18 protein-coding genes are annotated in these 18,995 nt (G+C 72.6%); 11 read left to right on the top strand and 7 right to left on the bottom strand.

Going from position 1 to position 18,995, the window contains the following annotated elements; translation table 11 throughout:
* Positions 1-82: 82 nt before the first annotated feature.
* The 6 genes from CTE05_RS09575 to CTE05_RS09550 all read left to right on the top strand — a co-directional run bounded on the left by CTE05_RS09575 (position 83) and on the right by CTE05_RS09550 (position 4,543).
* The gene (locus CTE05_RS09575) at positions 83-1,198 is read left to right on the top strand and encodes an epoxide hydrolase family protein (protein WP_146845900.1); all 1,116 of its coding nucleotides are present in this window, start codon (positions 83-85) and stop codon (positions 1,196-1,198) included.
* A 44-nt stretch (positions 1,199-1,242) separates the two neighbouring features.
* The gene (locus CTE05_RS09570; RefSeq protein WP_146845899.1) at positions 1,243-1,842 is read left to right on the top strand and encodes a dihydrofolate reductase family protein; all 600 of its coding nucleotides are present in this window, start codon (positions 1,243-1,245) and stop codon (positions 1,840-1,842) included.
* Positions 1,843-1,854: 12 nt separating this feature from the next.
* Complete coding sequence (locus CTE05_RS09565) at positions 1,855-2,181, top strand: YciI family protein (RefSeq protein WP_146845898.1); 327 nt, start codon at positions 1,855-1,857, stop codon at positions 2,179-2,181.
* Positions 2,178-3,401 carry an RNA polymerase sigma factor gene (locus tag CTE05_RS09560; RefSeq protein ID WP_246123465.1) on the top strand — a complete coding sequence of 408 codons (1,224 nt, stop codon included), beginning with the start codon at positions 2,178-2,180 and terminating at the stop codon, positions 3,399-3,401. The genes CTE05_RS09565 and CTE05_RS09560 overlap by 4 nt, the downstream gene beginning before the upstream one ends.
* A 63-nt stretch (positions 3,402-3,464) precedes the next feature.
* Positions 3,465-3,896, top strand: a complete 432-nt coding sequence (locus CTE05_RS09555) for a VOC family protein (RefSeq protein WP_146845896.1) — start codon at positions 3,465-3,467, stop codon at positions 3,894-3,896.
* Between the two features lie 5 nt (positions 3,897-3,901).
* The gene (locus tag CTE05_RS09550; RefSeq protein WP_146845895.1) at positions 3,902-4,543 is read left to right on the top strand and encodes a winged helix-turn-helix transcriptional regulator; all 642 of its coding nucleotides are present in this window, start codon (positions 3,902-3,904) and stop codon (positions 4,541-4,543) included.
* 4 nt (positions 4,544-4,547) lie between these two features.
* Here the strand turns inward: CTE05_RS09550 and CTE05_RS09545 are convergent, their stop codons facing one another.
* The 7 genes from CTE05_RS09545 to CTE05_RS09515 form a co-directional block, all read right to left on the bottom strand.
* Positions 4,548-5,033, bottom strand: coding sequence for a methyltransferase family protein (locus CTE05_RS09545; protein ID WP_146845894.1), 486 nt, complete (start codon positions 5,031-5,033; stop codon positions 4,548-4,550).
* A 74-nt stretch (positions 5,034-5,107) separates the two neighbouring features.
* The gene (locus CTE05_RS09540) at positions 5,108-7,258 is read right to left on the bottom strand and encodes a DEAD/DEAH box helicase (protein WP_146845893.1); all 2,151 of its coding nucleotides are present in this window, start codon (positions 7,256-7,258) and stop codon (positions 5,108-5,110) included.
* A gap of 271 nt (positions 7,259-7,529) precedes the next feature.
* Positions 7,530-8,381 (bottom strand): hypothetical protein, encoded by an 852-nt coding sequence (locus CTE05_RS09535; RefSeq protein ID WP_146845892.1) that lies wholly within the window; start codon positions 8,379-8,381, stop codon positions 7,530-7,532.
* Between the two features lie 107 nt (positions 8,382-8,488).
* Positions 8,489-9,559, bottom strand: coding sequence for a nucleotidyltransferase family protein (locus CTE05_RS09530; protein WP_146845891.1), 1,071 nt, complete (start codon positions 9,557-9,559; stop codon positions 8,489-8,491).
* A 4-nt stretch (positions 9,560-9,563) separates the two neighbouring features.
* Positions 9,564-10,367: an ABC transporter permease gene (locus tag CTE05_RS09525; protein WP_146845890.1), complete on the bottom strand. Its 804-nt coding sequence runs from the start codon at positions 10,365-10,367 to the stop codon at positions 9,564-9,566.
* Positions 10,364-11,140 carry an ABC transporter permease gene (locus CTE05_RS09520; RefSeq protein WP_146845889.1) on the bottom strand — a complete coding sequence of 259 codons (777 nt, stop codon included), beginning with the start codon at positions 11,138-11,140 and terminating at the stop codon, positions 10,364-10,366. Before CTE05_RS09520 ends, CTE05_RS09525 begins: the two co-directional genes overlap by 4 nt.
* A complete protein-coding gene (locus tag CTE05_RS09515) occupies positions 11,137-12,069 on the bottom strand; it encodes an ABC transporter ATP-binding protein (RefSeq protein WP_186814817.1) in 933 nt (310 codons plus the stop codon). Before CTE05_RS09515 ends, CTE05_RS09520 begins: the two co-directional genes overlap by 4 nt.
* A gap of 575 nt (positions 12,070-12,644) precedes the next feature.
* Here CTE05_RS09515 and CTE05_RS09510 point away from each other — a divergent pair.
* From CTE05_RS09510 to CTE05_RS09490, 5 genes are read left to right on the top strand one after another with little or no spacing between them, the layout of a single operon-like run.
* On the top strand, positions 12,645-13,826 hold the full coding sequence (locus CTE05_RS09510) for an aminotransferase class I/II-fold pyridoxal phosphate-dependent enzyme (protein WP_146845887.1): 1,182 nt from the start codon (positions 12,645-12,647) through the stop codon (positions 13,824-13,826).
* Entirely contained in the window at positions 13,823-15,097 is a 1,275-nt protein-coding gene (purD, locus tag CTE05_RS09505; RefSeq protein WP_186814816.1) for a phosphoribosylamine--glycine ligase, read from the top strand. Before CTE05_RS09510 ends, purD begins: the two co-directional genes overlap by 4 nt.
* Complete coding sequence (locus CTE05_RS09500; RefSeq protein ID WP_146845885.1) at positions 15,094-16,395, top strand: phosphoribosylamine--glycine ligase; 1,302 nt, start codon at positions 15,094-15,096, stop codon at positions 16,393-16,395. The genes purD and CTE05_RS09500 overlap by 4 nt, the downstream gene beginning before the upstream one ends.
* Positions 16,392-17,591, top strand: a complete 1,200-nt coding sequence (locus CTE05_RS09495; RefSeq protein WP_146845884.1) for a phosphoenolpyruvate carboxykinase (ATP) — start codon at positions 16,392-16,394, stop codon at positions 17,589-17,591. The genes CTE05_RS09500 and CTE05_RS09495 overlap by 4 nt, the downstream gene beginning before the upstream one ends.
* On the top strand, positions 17,588-18,889 hold the full coding sequence (locus tag CTE05_RS09490; protein ID WP_146845883.1) for a hypothetical protein: 1,302 nt from the start codon (positions 17,588-17,590) through the stop codon (positions 18,887-18,889). The genes CTE05_RS09495 and CTE05_RS09490 overlap by 4 nt, the downstream gene beginning before the upstream one ends.
* Positions 18,890-18,995 lie beyond the last annotated feature (106 nt).

Below are 18,995 nucleotides of genomic sequence, written 5' to 3'. Positions count from 1 at the left end.
CCTCGTCGACGCGGGCTCGTGGTGACGATTGTGCCGACGACCTCCGACACGGGATGTCGGACGTGCTCCCTACGGTGGCCCCATGACCGTCCGACCGTTCCTCGTCGACGTCCCGCAGGCGGTCCTCGACGACCTGCACGACCGACTCGCACGGACGCGGTTCCTCGACGACTCGCCTCGTCGGCCGGCGTCGGGCATGACGTCGGCGTACCTGCGGGACCTCGTCGCGTCGTGGCAGACGTTCGACTGGCGTGCCCGTGAGGCGTGGCTGAACGAGCACCCGCAGCTCCTCGCCGACGTCGACGGCGAGACGCTGCACCTCGTCCATCGGCGTTCGGCCGACCCGGGCGCGCCGGCGCTGCTCGTCATGCACGGCTGGCCGCACACGTTCGCCCTCCAGCTGGACTTCGCCGACCTGCTGCCGGACGTCCACGTCGTCGTGATGAGCCTGCCCGGGTTCGCGTTCTCGCCGCCGCTCGGCGGCCCCACGACGGAGCAACGCCTCGCCGAGCTGGCGCACGCGCTCATGACGGACGTGCTCGGGTACACGCGCTTCTTCACCTACGGCGAGGACGTGACCGCGAACGTGAGCGACCTCGTCGCCGCGACGTACCCGGAGGCGGTCGCGGGGATCGTCGTCACGCACGCGCACTTCCTGTCCCAGGACGAGCGGGACGCGACGACCGACCCGACCGAGCGCGCGTTCTACGACCGGATGTCGGCCGGCTGGTACGACCAGGGGGCCTACGCGCACGTGCAGGGCACCCGACCGGACACGCTCGCGGCCGCGCTGAACGACTCGCCCGCCGGCCTGCTCGCGTGGCTGACCGAGAAGCTCGTCGAGTGGAGCGACACCCCGACCGGCGACCCGGCGGCGGTCGAGCGACGCCTCTCGCGCGACCGCATCCTCACCGAGGCGACCCTGTACTGGGCGACGCAGAGCATCGGGACGTCGTTCCGCACGTACGTCGACGGCGCGGACGCGGTGATCCCCCCGGTCGAGGTGCCCGCCGCCGTGTTCGTCCAGCGGCACGAGCACGACAACCCCGAGTCGGTGGCGCGGCGGTTCTACCGCGACCTCCGTGTCTTCGAGCGGTTGGACGAGGGCGGCCACTTCACGGTCGCCGAGGTCCCGGAGGCGATGGCGGAGCGGGTGCGGGAGTTCGTGACTGTCGGATCGAGGACACCCCGTTCGTAGCACGGGTGAGAGAGGTCGCCCCGACCTCGGAGAGGGCGACGACCATGAAGCTCATCACCAACACCCAGATCACCGTCGACGGCGTCATGCAGGCGAACGGGGGGAACAACCCGACGCTCGACCCCGGGTTCGACCGGGGCGGGTGGGCTCTGCCGCTCGGCGACGAGGAGTCGACCGCCTACATCGGCGAGTGCTACCTGCGCGCCGACGCGTTCCTGTTCGGCCGACGGACCTACGACCTCTTCGCCGGGTACTGGGGCGTGCGGGACGACGACGACAACCCGTTCGTCCGGGCGCTGAACTCCCGCCCGAAGTTCGTCGCCTCGACCACGATCACCGACCCGCAGTGGGCGGGGACCACGGTGCTGGCGGGAGACCTGGAGGCAGCGGTCCGCGAGCTGAAGGCCAGGCCGGGCGGCGAGCTGCAGGTGCACGGCAGCGGGCAGCTGGTCCGGTGGCTGCTGGAGCGCGAGCTCGTCGACGAGCTCGTCCTGGTCGTCTGCCCGGTGATCGTCGGCGCGGGCACGCGACTGTTCCCGGACCAGGGCCTCGACCACGCGCTCGAGCTCGTGGAGTCCCGCAGGTTCCCGACGGGCATCCTGGCGCAGACCTACCGGCCCTCCGGCCGCCCGCAGTACGCGTAGGAAGGTAGTGACATGCAGTACTTCGTCTCTGTGATCGACGACAGGACCAGCTCCGGGACGCCCGAGGAGATGGTCGCCATCGACGCGTTCAACGACCGGCTCCGCAGCGGCGGCCACTGGGTGTTCGCGGCCGGCCTCGCCGCACCCGAGTCGGCGACGGTGATCGACGCCCGCGGTGAGGAGCCGATCGTCACGGACGGTCCGTTCGTCGAGTCGAAGGAGCACATCGCGGGCTTCTGGATCATCGACGCGCCCGACCTCGACGTCGCGCTCGCGCTCATGACGGACGGGTCGAAGGCGTGCAACCGCCGGGTCGAGGTGCGGCCGTTCCTGGTGTGACGGAAGCGGTCGCGCGGGCCTACCAGGAGCAGTGGGCCCGCGTGGTCGCCACGCTCGCGCGGCGCTACCGCGACCTCGACCTCGCCGAGGAGGCAGCCGCGGAGGCGTTCGCGACCGCCGTCGAGCGGTGGGCGGTCGACGGTGTGCCGCCCAACCCGGGCGGCTGGCTGACGACGACCGCCCACCGCAAGGCGATCGACCGGATCCGGCGGGAGAACAGGCGGGACTCCCTGTACCGGGAGGCTCAGGTGCTGTCCGACGACACTCCCCCCGAGCCCCTCGGCGCCATCGACGACGACCGGCTCCGGCTGATCTACACCTGCTGCCACCCCGCCCTGGCGATGGAGGCCCGGGTCGCCCTGACGCTGCGGATGGTCGGCGGGCTGACCATGCCCGAGATCGCCCGCGGCTTCCTGGTCCCGGAGAGCACCATGGGCCAGCGGATCACCCGCGCGAAGGCCAAGATCACCGCCGCGCGCATCCCCTACCGGGTGCCGGCCGCCCACGACCTGCCCGCGCGGACGAGCGGTGTGCTGGCCGTCCTGTTCCTCGTCTTCAACGAGGGATACCTGGCCACCGGCCCCGACACCGACCCGATCCGCCCGCACCTGACCGCCGAGGCGATCCGCCTGACCCGGCTGGTCCGCACGCTGCTCCCCGAGGACGGCGAGGTGGCCGGCCTGCTGGCCCTGATACTCCTCACGGAGGCCCGCCGCCCTGCGCGCGTCGCCGCGGACGGCACGCTGGTCCCGCTCGCGTCGCAGGACCGCGACGCCTGGGACCGCGGGCTCGTCGACGAGGGACACCGGCTCGTCCGTGAGCGCCTCGCATCCGGAGTCGCGCCCGGTCGCTATCAGCTCCTCGCCGCGATCAACGCCGTGCACACCGACGCGCGTGACGCCCGCGACACCGACTGGTTGCAGGTCCTCGCCCTCTACGACCAGCTCGTCCGCCTCGACCGCTCACCGGTCGTGGCCCTCAACCGGGCGGTCGCCGTGGCCGAGGTCGAGGGTCCGGAGGTCGCGCTCGCCGCCGTCGACGACCTTCCTCTCGACGGATATCACGCGTTCCACGCCACCCGTGCCGAGCTGCTGCGGCGGCTGGACCGCCGGGACGAGGCGCGTGCGGCCTACGACCGGGCCATCACGCTCTCCGGCAACACCGCCGAGGCCGCGTTCCTGGCGCGCCGTCGTGACGAGCTCGATGAGAGATCCCGTTGACGCAGTACTTGTTTTTTGCAAGTGTGAGTGCGTCAGCAGCACAGCCCACGAGAGGTGCCACCGATGACCGCGATGTTCGTGAACCTGCCCGTGACCGACCTCGAGCGCGCGAAGGCGTTCTACACGTCGGTCGGCTTCACCCCGAACCCCGCCATGTCGGACCACAACGGCGCCTGCTTCGTCGTCGAGCCGGACCACAGCTACGTCATGGCCCTCACGCGCGAGTACTTCCAGACCTTCACCGACCTCCCGATCGGCGACCCGGCCGTGAACCCGTCGGTGTCGACCGCGATCTTCCTCGACAGCCGGGACGCGGTCGACGCGACCGTCGCCGACGGGCTCGCCGCGGGCGGCACGGAACCGCACCCCGCCACCGACTACGGCTTCATGTACCAGCGCCAGCTCAACGACCCCGACGGCAACATCCTCGAGTTCGGCTGGTTCGACCCGGCCGCCGCAGCCCCGAGCGCCGACGCGCTCGCGAACCAGGCCTGAGGCCGGTGGCCGCACGCGACTACGGGCAGTACTGCGGCGTCACGCAGGCCCTGGAGCTCGTCGGCGAGCGCTGGGCCCTGCTGATCGTCCGTGACCTGCTCGTCGGCCCGCGCCGCTACGGGGAGCTCGCCGCGGGCCTCCCCCGCATCCCGAGCAACATCCTGGCGGCGCGGCTCAAGCAGCTGCAGGAGGCCGGCGTCATCCGTCGGGTTCCCCGCTCGCGCATCATCATCTACGAGCTGACTCCCTACGGTCACGAGCTCGAACCCGTCGTGCTCGCGCTCGGCGCGTGGGGCTTCAAGGCGCTGGGCGACCCGCGCGACGAGCAGATCATCACCCCCGACTCGATGACGATGACCCTGCGGACCGCGTTCCGACCGCACGTCGCGGCGGACCTGCCCCCGACCGCCTACGCGGCGCGGCTCGGTCCCGCCGACCTGCTCGTCCGCGTCGACGGCCCCACGCTCGACGTGACCCGCGGCGACGGCCCTGTCGACCTCGCCTTCGCCACCGGTGCCGAGATCCGCCGACTCATCTCCGGCGAGCTCGCCCCGGACCACGCGATCGCGACCGGCGTCGTCGAGGTCCTGCACGGACCGGGGAACCTCCTCGACCGCTTCGCGAGCACGTTCCACCTCGCCGCGTGACGGTTCAGCGGCGCACCGCACCGAGCCAGCGCGGCACGCGCCGCCGGTAGTCGTCGTACGGCGCCCCGAACCGGTCGTGCAGGTAGCGCTCCTCGGGCACGATCGCGCCCCAGAGGACGAGCAGCACGGCGACAGGGAAGAGCACGAGCCCCCAGAACGTCGGTGCCAGCAGGGCGAGCCCGACGTAGAGCACGAGCAGGCCGACGTACAACGGGTTGCGGGACAGCCGGTACGGGCCCTTCTCGATCATCGCGCTCGTCTCCTGCCCCGGCAGCAACCCCGTCCGGTGCGTGCGGAACAGCCACAACGACCAGCCGTTCCACAGGACGAACACGGCCACCAGCACCCAGCCGAGCGGGACCCGCCAGGCGCCGAGCTCGACCGGATCGCCCCAGGCCATCGTGGCGAACCAGCCGACCAGCAGGGGCGCTCCGACGGCGACGGGCGGCCAGAGCCGGAACGCGGCGACATGCTCGGGACTCTGCGACATGCCCGCATTCTGGCGGTTCGGGGCTGCGCGTGACGGCCGAACTCGGTGCGTCCTCCGCAGCGTGCTCACGCCCCTCAGTCCACGCCCTCCGCGGCGAGCGCGTCGGTGAGCAGCCCCACCAGGGCGTCGAGCTGCACGTCCGTCGACGACGTCTCCTCGTCGTCGCCCGCGCCGTCCAGCGCCCGCGCGGCCAGGCCCGACTTGCTGTCGATGAGCTCGGCGATCCGGGAGTCGATGGTCTGCGCGGCGATGACCCGCCACGCGGTGACGGGCTGGTCCTGGCCGATGCGGTGGATGCGGTCAATCGCCTGGGTCTGCTCCGCGTAGGTCCAGGACAGCTCGGCGAGCACCAGGTTGGAGGCGACCTGGAGGTTCAGCCCGACACCCGCCGCCGTCAGGGAGCAGACGACGATCGCGACCTCGGGGTCGTCGACGAACGCGGCGATGTTCTTCTTGCGGGCGGTGGGTGTCTGCTCGCCGCGGATCGACGCGTACCGGATGCCGCGGTCGGCGAACGTCTGCTCGGCCTGGTCCATCACGTCGACGTGCTTCGCGAAGAACACGACCTTGCCGACGTTGCGGGCCAGCTGCGCGGCGTAGTCGGCTGCCAGCCCCGCCTTGGCCTGACCGATGCGGCGGACCATCGTGAACACGTTCTCGCCGCCGGCCTTCGAGCTGGAGTCCTTGAGCTCCGCCGCCGCGACCCGTCGGGCGAGGTCCAGGTCGAGGTCGTCCTCGCCGGCACCACCGGAACGCACGTCCACGGCCGACCGGTACCGCGCGACCAGCCGGGCCGCGAGCGCGGCCTCGGCTACGCGGATCGAGCGGCCGGCCGCGCCGTCGAGCTCGACCGGCAGGTCCGCGACGCGGCGCGCAGGGATGTCGGCGACCACGTCGACCTTGCGACGACGCACGATGCCCATGTCGATCACGCTGGCGCGCGCGGCGGCGTAGAACCCCTGGTCGGCCGGGGTGAGGCCGGTGTCCTCCAGCGCAGCCATCAGCGGACCGAGCGGCTTCTCGTCGTCGATCCAGCCGAGGAACTGCCAGATCGCCCGGAAGTCCTCGATGTCGTTGATGAGCGGTGTGCCGGTGAGGGCCATCAGCAGCGGCCGGGCGACGCGGGCACGTATCCGTTCGGAGAGCGCGAGGACGTGCTGCGACCGCTGGGACGTCTTGTTCTTGATGAAGTGCGCCTCGTCGACGACCATGCCGCGGAACCCGTGGTCGCCGAGCCAGCCGACGTGCCGGTCGAGCAGCTCGTAGTTCACGATCACGACGTCCGCGAACCCGTCCATCCGGTCGCCGTCGCCGTGCACCACGGTGGACCGTCGGAACGGCGTCCACAGTCCGACCTCGTGCGCCCAGTTGGTCTTCACGACGTTGGGCACGACGACCAGCAGCGGGTACGCATCGGCCGCCTGCGCGGCGAGCAGCGCCTGCGCGGTCTTGCCGAGCCCCGGCTCGTCGGCCAGCAGGAACGTGCGGTGGCCCGTGATCGTCGCCGCGACGACCTGCGCCTGGTGCGGCATCAGCTCGCGGCCCGCGGGCACGGGCACCGGACGCGGCGGGGGCAGCGTCATGCAGGCGGGCGAGCCCGTGGCGGCGCGCTCGAACGAGTTGAACAGCGGGTCGAGCAGCTCCCAGCCGGCCAGCCGGCGGGCACGCGTCGCGGTCCGCTCGGCAGCGGCCTCGAAGTCCGGGGCCAGGAACGGGTTCGCCAGCTGGCGCGAGATGACCGAACGAGGAACCACCCGGGGCGGCGCGGCCTGCGTCGGCGCGACCTTCTCGACGGGCGGCGCGGACGGCTCCGGCGGCTCCAGCCCGCCCGCGCGCATCAGGTTCGCCTTGTAGGCGAGCGCCGCGTCGGACACCCGCGCGTCCTCGGCCAGCAGCTGGAGCAGAGACGTGTCCCGGGCCGCGGTCTTGGCCAGCTGCGTCGCAACCCCGTCGAGCCTCTTCAGCTGCTTGGCGCGACCCGACTCCCCCAGGGCGACATCGGCCTTGACCCGCGCCCGCTCCTCGCGGACCAGCAGCGCCACGACCTGGAACTTCGTGCGCACCGCGGGGCGCACCGGGGGTCGCTGCACCGCGCGGTCGACCTCAGCGGCAACCTCCGCGAGCACCGGGATGATCCCCTGCTCGGTCGGCCGCGGCGTGCGGTTGCGCTGGGCGCCAGGATCGGTGCGCGCGCGACCGGACCCGCGGCGGCCTGGTCGTGCCACATCTCCTCCTTCGCCGAGTCCGCACCGCGATCACGGCACGTCGCGCAGCCTCCCTCGTGGCGTCGCCCGCAGGCCGCCCGCGCCCACGGAGACGGACGCCTCGATCAGACGCGACCGGTCAGAGGCCGTGGCGGTCAGGGTCCGGAAGGGGCTCGTCGTGGGCGTCGCCCGGCTGACCACGCGCGGCTACGTGGTCATTATGCTGCCCGAGCGCCGATCACGGGCCAGGACGGTCGGCGTGGCCCCCGCCCCGCATGCCTCGAGCGCGGTCTCACCCCACCTCGGCGGTGTCGTCGAGCGACGCCCAGTCGACGGCGGCCGTGCGCCATCCCTTCGACGCGAGCCCCGCCAGGATGGCGCGTTCCCGCTCGGGGGCCGGGCTGGTCACGGTCGCGGCCACGGGAAGCTCGAGCGACGGCAGCGCCTCCGTCAGGAGGTCGTCGATGACCGCACCGACGTCCTGGGTGGCGTACGTGTCGACGAGCTCCGTCCGCGCCCCGATCAGCCCGAGCGAGAGGTTGTCGTCGCAGCTGCGGACCGTGAGCTGGCCGATGCGCTCGCCGTCCGGCGCCTCGGCGACCCAGGACCGGCGCGACGGGTCCTCCATCACGTCGTCGACGAGCGCGGCGATGCCCCCGTCGACGACCGCCCGCGCGGCGTAGCCGACGCGGATCGCCTCGGCCAGGCACCACGCCACGAACTCGTCGTCCGCCCGTCCGTCCGCCCGACGGATCCGTGCGACCGACCTGCGACCGACGTACGCATCCCCCACCGCGTCGAGCAACACGTGCCGGACGAGCACCCGCCAGCGCCCGCTCGGCGCCTCCCCCGATGTCGACCGCACCACGACGGCGGAGCCCGCGCGGACGTTCGACAGCCACCCGGTGAGTGCGCTGTCAGCGAGCCACAGCTCGTCGTCCGCGTAGGACAGGAAGGTGAGCTGCTCGTCGGTGACAGGGTCTCTCGTGACGTCCAGGACGACCCGGCGGCCGTCGACCTGGTGCAGCGCTCCGCGCTGTTCTGCCTCGAACAGGTACTCGTCAAGTGCGTGATCGGACACGGGGCTCCCCTCGGCGGCCTGGCGCGCCCGGGACCGCATCCGGCCCCGGGCGCGCACGGTCACGCCTACTTCTTCGTCTTCTTGGTCGACTTCTGCACCTTCGGCACGAAACAGATCAGCACGGCGATCACCTCCTTTCCGTCGTCGACGAGACGGGCCCGGTCGGCCCGTCAGCCAGCGGCGAGCGCCCCGCTCCGTGGTGCGACGGGCGCCGAGAGCCTCGTCACGCGCACGTCGGGCGCCTCGCGGGAGGTCGGGTCGTCGAGCAGCGCCTCTGCCCGGTCGACCTGCTCCTCGGTGACGTCGGCGACAGAGGTCATGAGAAACGCCCCGAACGGGGCGTGGACCAGGGTCACGTCGTCGGTCTCGATCATCTCCACCGCGCCGGAGCTCGGCCCGACGTCGAGCGGCAGCCCGACGTGCACGGCACCGCGCACCGCCCGGACTGCTCCGTCGTGCGGGCGACCAAGCTCGGGCGCCAGCGGGACGACGCCGTCGATGTCGTGCGCCACAGCCTGGTCGAGCAGCGCGCCGAGCCACCGGGACAGGCCGAGCGGTGCCGCCGCCCGAACCAGCTCGGGCTGGTCCGTGCACCGCACCAGGTAGGCGAGGTCCACGAAGTCGGTCGCCTGCCACGCACGCTGGCAGCGCTCCTCGAGGAGCAGCATCACGCTCTGCACGGCCGGGGGGAGGGTGTGGTCGTACGTGCGGACCGGCATGCCGGCACCGTCGCCCCAGTAGGGCGTGGTGAAGACGTCGACATGCAGGTCGGCCTCGTACAGGGGGTCCGGAGCGCTCCAGGAGAGCGAGATGGCGACCTGGTCGGCGATCGTCTGGACCGACACACGCTCGACGGGCCGTTCCGCGGCGATGCGCACCGCGGCGGTCCAGACGGCCGCCGCGGAAGGCAGGCAGAGGTCGACGTCACCGACGTGCCGACGCGTCCCGTCGGGGTAGCAGGCCGCGATGGTCGACCCCTTGCAGACCTGAGGCTCGAGGTCGGCCACGAGATCGGCGACCGCCCGCAGCGCGTCCGCCCGGTCGACGATCCGCTGCAGCTCCCGGGCGCCCTCTGCGCTCAGCTCGGGCCCGGACAGTGCGACCACCGACAGCACGTACGCCGCAAAGCCTGGCGACACTACCCGCGAGGCCCGCAGGACGCGCCTCGCCAGCCCGTCCTGCCGCTCGTCCACACCGAGCAGCCCAGCGAGGTCCGCGAGATCGACCACCGGTGACGTCATCTGCTCACTCCCCGAACTCGATGCGGCCGGACCGTCGAGCCCGGCGCAGGAACTGTCCGAACGTGACGGCTGCCACGACGGCCCACGCGACGGTGACCGCGACCTGGGCGAGAAGCGCTCCGACGTCGAGCGACCCGTCGACGACGACGGAGCGGACCACGACGACACCGTGGGTCACCGGCAGGACCATGGCGATCGCCCCGACCCACGACGGCCACGCCTCGAGGGGCACCTGGATCCCGCAGAGGAGTGCGACGAGGGCGGCACTCAGGTTGCTCACGAGGTTGCGTGCTCCCGGTGCGTCGAGCGTCAGCGCGGCAGCGGTCTGCGCGAAGAAGAAGGCACCGAGGTACGTCAGCCCGAGCAGAGGCACCGCGCACAGCACCCGCAGCGGGTCGATCGCCTGCCCGACCAGCGACGGCACGATCAAGAGCACGAGCGTGCTGACGAGGAGACCGTCGAGCAGCCAGACGGTGCCGCGTCCGACGAACACGACGAACGGGCTCCCCGGGCTCGCGACGAGGAGCGGAAGGGTTCCCGTCCGCCGTTCCCACGCCGCCGCCTGCACCACGATCGACACGGACGCGAGACCGACGAGGACCGCCGTCCCGACGAGCAGGAACGCCTCCAGGTCGGCGGCCCCGACGTACCGCCCGAGCAGGGCGAACACGGCGACCTGGCAGATGCACCGGAGCAGCCATCCGAGCGTCCAGGTGGGGATCGTGTAGACCACCCGGAAGTCCTGGAGTGCGGCGAGGGCGCTCCACCGGAGCGTGCGCGTCGACGAGAGCAAGGTCGCGGTCCTCATGTCAGCGACAACCCCCCGGTGCGCCGCAGCCGGGCGAACACCCGGTCGCGGGAGACGACGCCGGCGACGAGGGCGACCGCACCCGAGACGAGGATCACCGCGAGGCCGGTCCAGAGGTCGCTGACCGGCTCGGGTCGGGTGGTGGCGCGCAGCAGCTCCGCGGAGTGCGTGAGGTAGAGGAAGGGTGAGACGGGCTGGAGCCACACGGGCAGGAGGGCCACCGGGACGAGCACGCCGCTGACGAGCGCAAGCGGCCACGGGATCGCGTTCTGGAGGGCGCGGGTCGCCCGCGTCATGAGGAGCAGGGCCGTGCACGGGAGCACGAAGCCCGCGGTCGCCCACACCGTGGCGACCAGGACGAGGAACGCCTCGGCGGGGTGGTGGACGCTCGACTGCCCGCCGGTCGCGAGGTGCACGACGGCCAGCGACTCGACGGTTCCCAGGAGCGCGACGAGAAGCACGACGGTCGACCGGCCGAGGTCCAGCGCGACGAGTGGCGCGGGAGTCGCGGCGAGCGGCTCCAGCACCCCGCGTGACCGGTCCACGGTGAGCTGTTCCGCCGCGTCGAACAGGGCGACCTGGACCAGCGCCATCAGGCCCGGGCCGACGATCGCGATGCCGACCAGGTCGTCGCGGCCCGTGTGCTGCAGGATCGTGACGATGGCCAGGCTCTGCAGCGGAGTGGTGGCGAGGACCATCCAGGCGTCGGGTTCCCGACGGAGCTGTTCGGCCGCGAGCCGTGCGGCCGCGAGATAGACGCGCAGGGCGGTCACTCGCCGACACCCCTGGATCCGACGAGGTCGACGTAGTAGTCCTCGAGCGAGCCCTCGCCCACGGTGAAGCCGACGACGCCGTCGGAGAGGAGGACCGCGATCCCCTGCTGCAGGTCGGTCGACGAGGTGAACCGCAGCTCGGTCCGCCCGGACGAGACCTCGACGGCCGTCGCTCGCACCGAGGCGCAGAGCCGCTCGACGACCGCGGGAGCCGGAGTGGCGAGCACGACCGTGTGCGTGGGTCGATCCGTGAGAGCCAGCTCGGCGGGGTTTCCCGCGGCGAGCACACGTCCCCCACCCATGACGGTCACCGTGGAGCACAGCAGCTCGGCCTCGCGCAGGTCGTGGGTGGTCAGCAGCACCGTGCAGGTCCCCGCCAGCTCGTCGGAGACGATCTGTCGCACGGCTCGCGCCGCGACGGGGTCGAGTCCGGCGGTCGGCTCGTCGAGGATCAGGAGCTGCGGCTCCCCGAGCACGGCCCTCGCCAGGTGGACGCGCTGCTTCCAGCCTCGGGAGAGGGTCTCGACCCGGTCGCGTGCGCGATCGCGGAGCCCGAAGCGCTCCATCGTCAGCGCGACGCGCGAGCGCGCCTGCCGACCGCCCAGCCCGAGGAGTGCCGCCCAGTACCGGAGGTTCTGCTCGACGGTCAACCGCCCGTACAGCCCACGCTCGCCGCCGAACGCGATGCCGATCTGCGACCGGACGGCGCGCGGGTCCCGTGCAGCGTCGTGGCCGAGCACTCGTACCTCTCCCGAGGTCGGCAGGAGGACGGTCGACAGGATCTTGCACAGCGTCGTCTTGCCGGCACCGTTGGGACCGAGGAGGCCGTGCGTCGTCCCGACGGTGACCGCGAGCTCGACCGCGTCGAGCGCGATCCGGTCGGGCCGCCCCGGTCGGCGGAACGTTCTCGTCAGGCCCCGGACGTCCACGCCGAGCTCCGGGCCCGAGAACGCAGGGCGAGATCCACCACCGACCGACTCCTGCCGCACCCGTCACCGCCGTTCCTGAGAGTTCCGCGAGCACGACACCGGGCACGCCGACGACCTGCCGACGCACGTCGCACCCTTCCGGCGTGGCACGTGCTGGATTGCGCGTCACAGCGCGTACGACGCAGGCACGCCGTGGTGAAAGGACCGTGCGTGCATTCGCCGTCAATGCGCGGCGGGGACGCTACCACGCGCCTCGACACCCGCGCACAGCCCAGTCTCAATTGATGAGACTTTGCAGAGTCGTCGTTATGACTGCGCTTATTTCTGCTAGCCTCCGCGCGCGCGTCCGCGCAGTTGAGGCGGCTGAACGAAGCGTGACAGCGCAAGGTCGACGAGTCGTCCGTGAGTCACATCAGCCCTCGCCAGGAGCCCGTGGAATCCGCTCGACGGAGACATTGCGGGCGAATGGTGGCGTTGTGTAGCGTCACCTGCCGACCCAGACCCGCCGACGTAGGGCAACTCCTCCACGATGACCACGAGCCCCTGATGCATCGGACGTCCCCCCGAGCGCTGCGATGCTGACGCAGGCCCGTGCGCTCGCACGGACGACCGTCACCCCGCCGTCCCCGCCAGTCCGCCCCGAGCTGACCCGGCTCGACCAGGGCAACCTCACCTGGGCGGACTTCGACGGCAGGCGTGTGCGCAACTTCCTGTCGAGCAACTACCTCGGCATGAGCGTCGAGCCGTCCGTGGTCGACGCGGCGGTCGCTGCGACGCTGTCGTACGGCACGGGTGTGTCGGGCTCACGGGTGACCTGCGGGAGCCTCGGGGTTCACGAGGCGCTCGAGCAGGAACTCGCCGAGGCGTTCGAGACCTCGGCCCTCCTGTTCACGACGGGGTACGCCGCGAACCTGGGGGTGCTCGGTGCGCTGGCGAGCTACGGGGACACCGTCGTCGTCGACGCACACTGCCACGCCTCGGTCTTCGACGGAGTCCAGCTGTCCGGCGGTCAGGTCGCGACGTTCCGGCACGACGACCCGGACGACCTCGCCACCCAGCTGCGCACCCGCGGCCCCGTCGCCGCCGTCGTCGTCTGCGGTGTCTACCCCGTGCTCGGCGACGTCGCGGACCTCGTCGGGATCGGCGCTGTCGCCCGTCGGCACGGAGTTCCGCTCATGGTCGACGAGGCCCATGCGTTCGGCGTCCTAGGGAGCGGAGGACTCGGCACGGCCGAGCTCCTGCGGGCCGACGTCGCGGTACGGACGGTGACGTTCTCCAAGGCGCTGGGGTCGCTGGGAGGCGCCGTGCTCGGACCGTCCGAGCTGGTCTCGCGGCTGCGCAGCTCGTCGCCCGTGTTCCGCAACGCGGCGAGCCCACCACCCGCCGCCGCCGCCGCGGCACTCGCCGCCTGGCGGCTCGTGAGGCAGGACCCCGGCCGCCCGGCTCGGGTCACGACGGGCGCGGCGCGGGTGCGTGCGGAGCTCGGCGACCTCGTCGTGCCGTCCTCGTCGGGCGTCGTCGCTGTCCAGGCCCCCGACGACCGCTCCGCGGACCGGTACTGGGAGGACCTCGTCGAGGACGGCGTCCTGGGCGCCCGATACGCGGGACGTGCGGCGCCCGACGGCCGCCCGGTGCTGCGGTTCGCCATCACCGCGCAGCACGACGACGACGACCTGGCAGCCCTCACGCGGTCGTTGCGACGGCACCATCCCCGGTCCGCGCACGGGCCGGCCCGACAGAGCGCGACCCTGCCGTGAAGGTGCTCGTCGTCGGATCGGGCGCCCGCGAGCACGCGATCGTCTGGGCGCTGTCACGGAGCACCCGCGTCAGCCGGCTCTTCGCGGCCCCGGGCAACCCGGGCATGACCCAGCACGCCACCTGCATCGGGGTCACCGCGCCCGGCGAGACCGCCACCTGGGCGGCGCGGACAGGCATCGACCTCGTCATCGTCGGCCCCGAGGACGCACTCGCCTCAGGCGTCGCCGAGCACCTGCGCCAGGCCGGCATCCCGACCGTCGGTCCGGGGACTGCCGGCGCCCGGCTCGAGTCGAGCAAGAGCTGGGCCAAGTCCGTGTGTCGCGACGCCGGGATCCCCGTCGGGGACTACGAGACCTTCACCGACAGCACGCTCGCCAAGTCGTACTGCCGTGCCCTCGGCGCACCGGTCGTGGTCAAGGCCGACGGCCTCGCCCAGGGGAAGGGTGCCGTCGTCTGCCGCACGCTCGACGAGGCGGACCGGACGATCGAGGCGATGCTCGACCACCGCGAGCTCGGCGAGAGCGGTGCGACGGTCGTCGTGGAGCAGTTCCTCGACGGCTACGAGTGCAGCTACATGTTCTTCACCGACGGGTCCGACCTGGCCGTCATGCCGACGACGCAGGATCACAAGCCGGTGCGCGACGGTGACACCGGACCGCACACCGGCGGCATGGGCGCATACACGCCCGTGCGCGCGGTGGGGCCTGACCTCGAGTCCGAGCTCGACCGGCTCATCGGCACCCGCCTGATCTCCGCCCTGGCTGCCCGAGACATCGACTACCGCGGCGTGGTGTGCGCCAACCTGATGATCACTGCCGACGGTCCGTCGGTCCTCGAGTTCAACGCCCGCTTCGGAGACCCCGAGGCGGAGGTCGTGCTCCCCTTGCTGGAGGCCGACCTGGTCGACGTGGCCGAGGCGATCCACCAGCGCCGCCTGGGCGCCCTCCCCGTCGTGTGGAGCGACCGCGCCGCGCTGTCGGTCGCGATGGCCGCCGAGGGGTACCCCGGCCGGACGCGCACCGGCGACACGATCCACGGGTACGACGGCGTCGAGGCCGACGGCGGTTCGTTCGCGTTCCTCGGTCGGACGGCGCGCGCGGGTGACGACCTCGTGACGGCAGGAGGCCGCGTCGTGGTCGTCACGGGGACGGGGACGTCGTTCGAGGAGGCCGCCACCGCGGCCTACGACCGCGTCGCGACGATCCGCTTCGACGGCGAGCACCACCGCACCGACATCGGGCGCCGGTCGGTGTGGGAGCCGGCCCGATGAGCGGACCTCGGGTGCTCGTGGTCGGAACCGGCGCCAGGAAGCACGCGCTCGTGCGGCGGCTCGTCGCCGAGGGGTGCTCCGAGGTCTGGACGGCGCCGAGCAACCCCGCACTGGACTCGACGGGCGCGCTCCCCGCGCCGGCACCCGTCGAACCGCCTCGCCGGCTCACCGACTGGGCCGCCGACCGGCGCATCGAGCTCGCCGTCGTCCTCGACGAGTCCCTGCTCTTCCAGGGCCTGGCGGATGCCCTTCTCCACGTCGGAGTCCCCTGCGTCGGACCGACCCGCGCGGCCGCCGTGCTCGAGCAGAGCAAGACGTTCGGCAAGGACGTCATGACGGCCGCCGAGGTGCCGACACCGCCGTGGCGCGCGTTCCCGAGCGCGCTCGCCGCACTGGCGGACTGCGCATCCTGGTCCTATCCGGCCGTGGTGAAGGTCGACGGCCCACCGCTCGGCACCGGCGTCCGGATCGTCGACGACGCACAGGGGGCACGGTCCGCCCTGCGGGACATCCTCGCCCGCGAGGTGGCGACGGCCGCGGTCCTGGTCGAGGAGTTCGTGCCCGGGCCCGAGTACTCGTTCTCCGTGCTGACCGACGGCCGCGGCGGCCTGGTGCTCCTGCCCGTGATCCACGAGTACAACCGCGTCGCCCGGGACAGTCGCAGCGCCCTGACCCGTGGCATGGGCGCGGTCGCTCCCGCGCCGGTCGACGACAGGGTCGCCGACATCGTCTTCGGCGCCCTCGGACGCATGCTTCTCGAGATGGCGGAGCTCGGACGGCCGTACGTCGGATCGGCGACCACGAACGTCGTCGTCGGGCCTGACGGCCCGGTGCTCCTGGAGGTCAACAGCCACTTCGGGGACCCCGAGACACAGACGGTGCTGCCGCTGCTGGACGTCACGCTGGTCGACCTGCTCCTGGCCACCGCGCACGGTTCACTCGCGGGAACGACGGACCTGCGCACCAGCCCGCTGGCCTCGGTCACGACCACCGTGGCCCGCGACGGCTACCCCGGCGGACCACGCCACGACGTCGTGCTCCCCAGCGCCCTGCTGTCCGACGCGGACCTCCTCTTCTACGAGACACGTCGGACCGGCCACGGGCTCACGCCCAGCGGCGGACGCGTCGTGTCGTGCAACGCGACCGCGCCGGACCTCGAGACCGCCGCAGCGCAAGCACGCGCGACCGCCGCGCTCGTCGCCGCATCCCTCGGCGGGGTCACGTTCCGGGACGACATCGGCACGACGACCGCAGACCTCGCCGTCTCCGCCCCCACGAGCCGACAGGAGTCACCGTGAGCACCGGCCTGCTGCACGAGGTCCTCCGCGTCGTCGACGGCGCCGCCGCCCACCGCGTCCGTGCCGGGTTCGGCCCCCACACGGTCGTCGTCGCGGCGAACACGCCGCAGCACCTCGCGTGGCTCGAGCAGTACACGGCGCCGCAGTACCGCTTCGACGAGGCGCCCGAGGACGAACCCGCGCAGCTCGTCTCCCACGAGGACCCGAGCTTCACGGCGTCGGTGCGCCGTGCGCTCGACGCACTGCCCGGCCGGCGCGCCACCGTCTACCAGAGCTATCCCGTCCATGAGGTGGACCTAGGAGACGGCTGGCTCGCGTGGTCGCACGTCGACCGGCCGAGCGTCATCCTGGCGCGGCCGGGTGACCGCTGCGTCACGTTGGGCTCCCCCGCCGACCCCGAGTCGAAGGCCGAGCCCATCCGGTGCCTGCGGGAGATGTTCACGAAGAACGTGGAGCGCGACGGCCACCTGGTGTTCCACACGGGCGCTGTCGTCGTCGACGGCCATGGGCTGGTGTTCTGCGGCGAGAAGGGCGCAGGCAAGTCGACGACCGTCATCAGCCTGCTCGAGGCGGGCGCCGAGTACCTGTCGAACGACCGCAGCTACGTAGGCAGGTCGCAGGACGGTGCCTGGACGGCGCTCCCGTGGCCCACCACGGCGGCGATCGGGATGGGAACCCTGTATCACTTCCCGCAGCTCCGGACATGGATGGAGCGCGGCGGCGGCTGGGGGTACGAACCGCAGACCCGGCTCGGCCCCGACGCACGGCACGAGCTCCTGAGGACGAGATCCCCCGGGGAGCTCGCTGCCATGCCCGACAAGCTGGAGCTCACGGCCGAGGAGCTCGCCGGCAGCCTCGGCGCCCGGGTCGCCCCGCACGCGGCGCTGTCGTGCGTCGTGCTCCCACGGCTCGACCTCGGCTGCGACGAACCCGAGGTGCGTCCCGCCACCCGACAGGAAGCGGCCGCGGTGCTGCGGTCGCAGTGCTTCACCCCGTCTGACGACCACTACCCCGACTGGCTCCGGTGGCGGACCGCGTCCGAGATGGACCTTCGGCGGGCCGCCGACGACCTCGTCGACCGCCTCGTCCACGAGGTACCGCTCGCGACGATGCGCTTCGGCGACCTGCGAGGGGAGCGGGGTCGCCGGGCACTCGACCTGCTCCTCGAGCTCGCCTCCCCAGTCCCGGTCCCATGACGCCGACGACCTCCCCCGTCTCCGACCTGGGGGCGTTGCGCAGGCACCCCGACGCGCTCGCCGCTCTGCTGGCGGGCGGCGGGACCCTCGGCAGCGACGAGCTCGGATGGACGACGCGTGCCCTGCACGTCGTGCGTGACCTGCCGCGGTCGCCGCACGACGCGGACACGATGTCCGCACTGGCTCGCGCGTACACGAGCGCCCGGGTGCTGCACGGCGCCGTCGTCGCCGGGACGATCGCACTCCCCGGAGTCGTCGGCGCGGGCAGAGCAGTGCGCAGCGGGACGCGACCTGCGGACCTCGCGGACCCGGACAGCGCCCTGTGGCGGCTCGCCGACCGGTACCTCGACGGATCCCTCGACGGCGGGACGCGCACCGGGCACGACTATCCGGTCGAGGTCCAGCGCGTGGTCGTCGGACTGGCCGAGCTCCTGAGCGACCCCTTCCGACGGGCCGGTGACGCACTGCGCGCCTCACGACCGGAGCTCGTCGACCTCGCGCAGGACGCCGACGAGCTGCAGCGGCTCACCTGGGCGCACCTCAGGCTCTCGGTTGACCGGGTGCTCCCCGCCGCGGAGGTCGCGCGGTACCGGGCGGAACCCCTCCGGGACGCCACGAGCACCCTTCTGACCGCAGTTCGGGAGCGCACCGGAGTCGCGCTGCCAGCCCGGATCATGCAGCGCGACGACTGGCAGTCGGCTCTGGATGCACCCCGGCAGGACGAGTCCCACGCCTTGTTCGTCGCTCCACGATTCTTCGTCGAGAACGCCGAGATCGCCGTCCTCTACGGCTTGGGCACCCTGCTCACCAGGCGCTGGCTCGGCCAGCCCGACGACGTCGCCACCGCCGGCGCCGCACGCCACGGCGCCGCCGACGTCGCCGCAGGCACCCGTCGACTCACCCACACGGCGCGCTTCCAGAGCCGGCGCGGCGCCCGGCCGTTCGGGTACCGGTCGTTCGCCGAGTTCCTCCGGACGGTCAGGGAGCGCGCGTCGGTCGCGACGTCGGCCGCGGACGGCGCGATCGAGTGGCACGACGCCGCGGACGAGCACCCGCGCGGCTGGTGCCCCGCGCAGCACCGCTACGTGACCGAGGCCGGCGCCGCAGGCCCGGGGCGCCGGGACGTCGAGGACTGGCGGCGCTACGGCCGGCAGCAGCACGGTGTCGAACCGGTGCTCGGCGGAGACAACCCGGCCGACCTGCTGGGCGCCGTCGTCATGTTCACGCTGCTGGACGAGGCCTGCCCGCTCCGACCGGGCGCAAACGCCTTCGACGCCATCGCCGGCGGTGCCCCCTGACGGGACGGAGCCGTCGAACGACCCTCCCCGTGGGCTACCCTCCACGGGGATTCACCCGGCCGCCCGTCGGCGGCGACGAACGATCGAGGGGCAGCACGGTGCGAGT

This window comes from Cellulomonas terrae, from assembly GCF_007990265.1.
Classification (GTDB): domain Bacteria; phylum Actinomycetota; class Actinomycetes; order Actinomycetales; family Cellulomonadaceae; genus Cellulomonas; species Cellulomonas terrae.
The sequence above is the reverse complement of the archived record's forward strand: the minus strand, read 5'-3'. Positions and strand labels throughout refer to the sequence as shown.

What these genes read in the sequence shown, in the direction of transcription:
- CTE05_RS09570 (WP_146845899.1), top strand. Translation starts at nt 1,243, where the DNA reads ATGAAGCTCATCACCAACACCCAGATCACCGTCGACGGCGTCATGCAG.
- CTE05_RS09575 (WP_146845900.1), top strand. Translation starts at nt 83, where the DNA reads ATGACCGTCCGACCGTTCCTCGTCGACGTCCCGCAGGCGGTCCTCGAC.
- CTE05_RS09525 (WP_146845890.1), bottom strand. Translation starts at nt 10,367, where the DNA reads ATGAGGACCGCGACCTTGCTCTCGTCGACGCGCACGCTCCGGTGGAGC.
- CTE05_RS09500 (WP_146845885.1), top strand. Translation starts at nt 15,094, where the DNA reads ATGAGCGGACCTCGGGTGCTCGTGGTCGGAACCGGCGCCAGGAAGCAC.
- CTE05_RS09530 (WP_146845891.1), bottom strand. Translation starts at nt 9,559, where the DNA reads ATGACGTCACCGGTGGTCGATCTCGCGGACCTCGCTGGGCTGCTCGGT.
- CTE05_RS09565 (WP_146845898.1), top strand. Translation starts at nt 1,855, where the DNA reads ATGCAGTACTTCGTCTCTGTGATCGACGACAGGACCAGCTCCGGGACG.
- CTE05_RS09555 (WP_146845896.1), top strand. Translation starts at nt 3,465, where the DNA reads ATGACCGCGATGTTCGTGAACCTGCCCGTGACCGACCTCGAGCGCGCG.
- CTE05_RS09545 (WP_146845894.1), bottom strand. Translation starts at nt 5,033, where the DNA reads ATGTCGCAGAGTCCCGAGCATGTCGCCGCGTTCCGGCTCTGGCCGCCC.
- CTE05_RS09490 (WP_146845883.1), top strand. Translation starts at nt 17,588, where the DNA reads ATGACGCCGACGACCTCCCCCGTCTCCGACCTGGGGGCGTTGCGCAGG.
- CTE05_RS09510 (WP_146845887.1), top strand. Translation starts at nt 12,645, where the DNA reads ATGCTGACGCAGGCCCGTGCGCTCGCACGGACGACCGTCACCCCGCCG.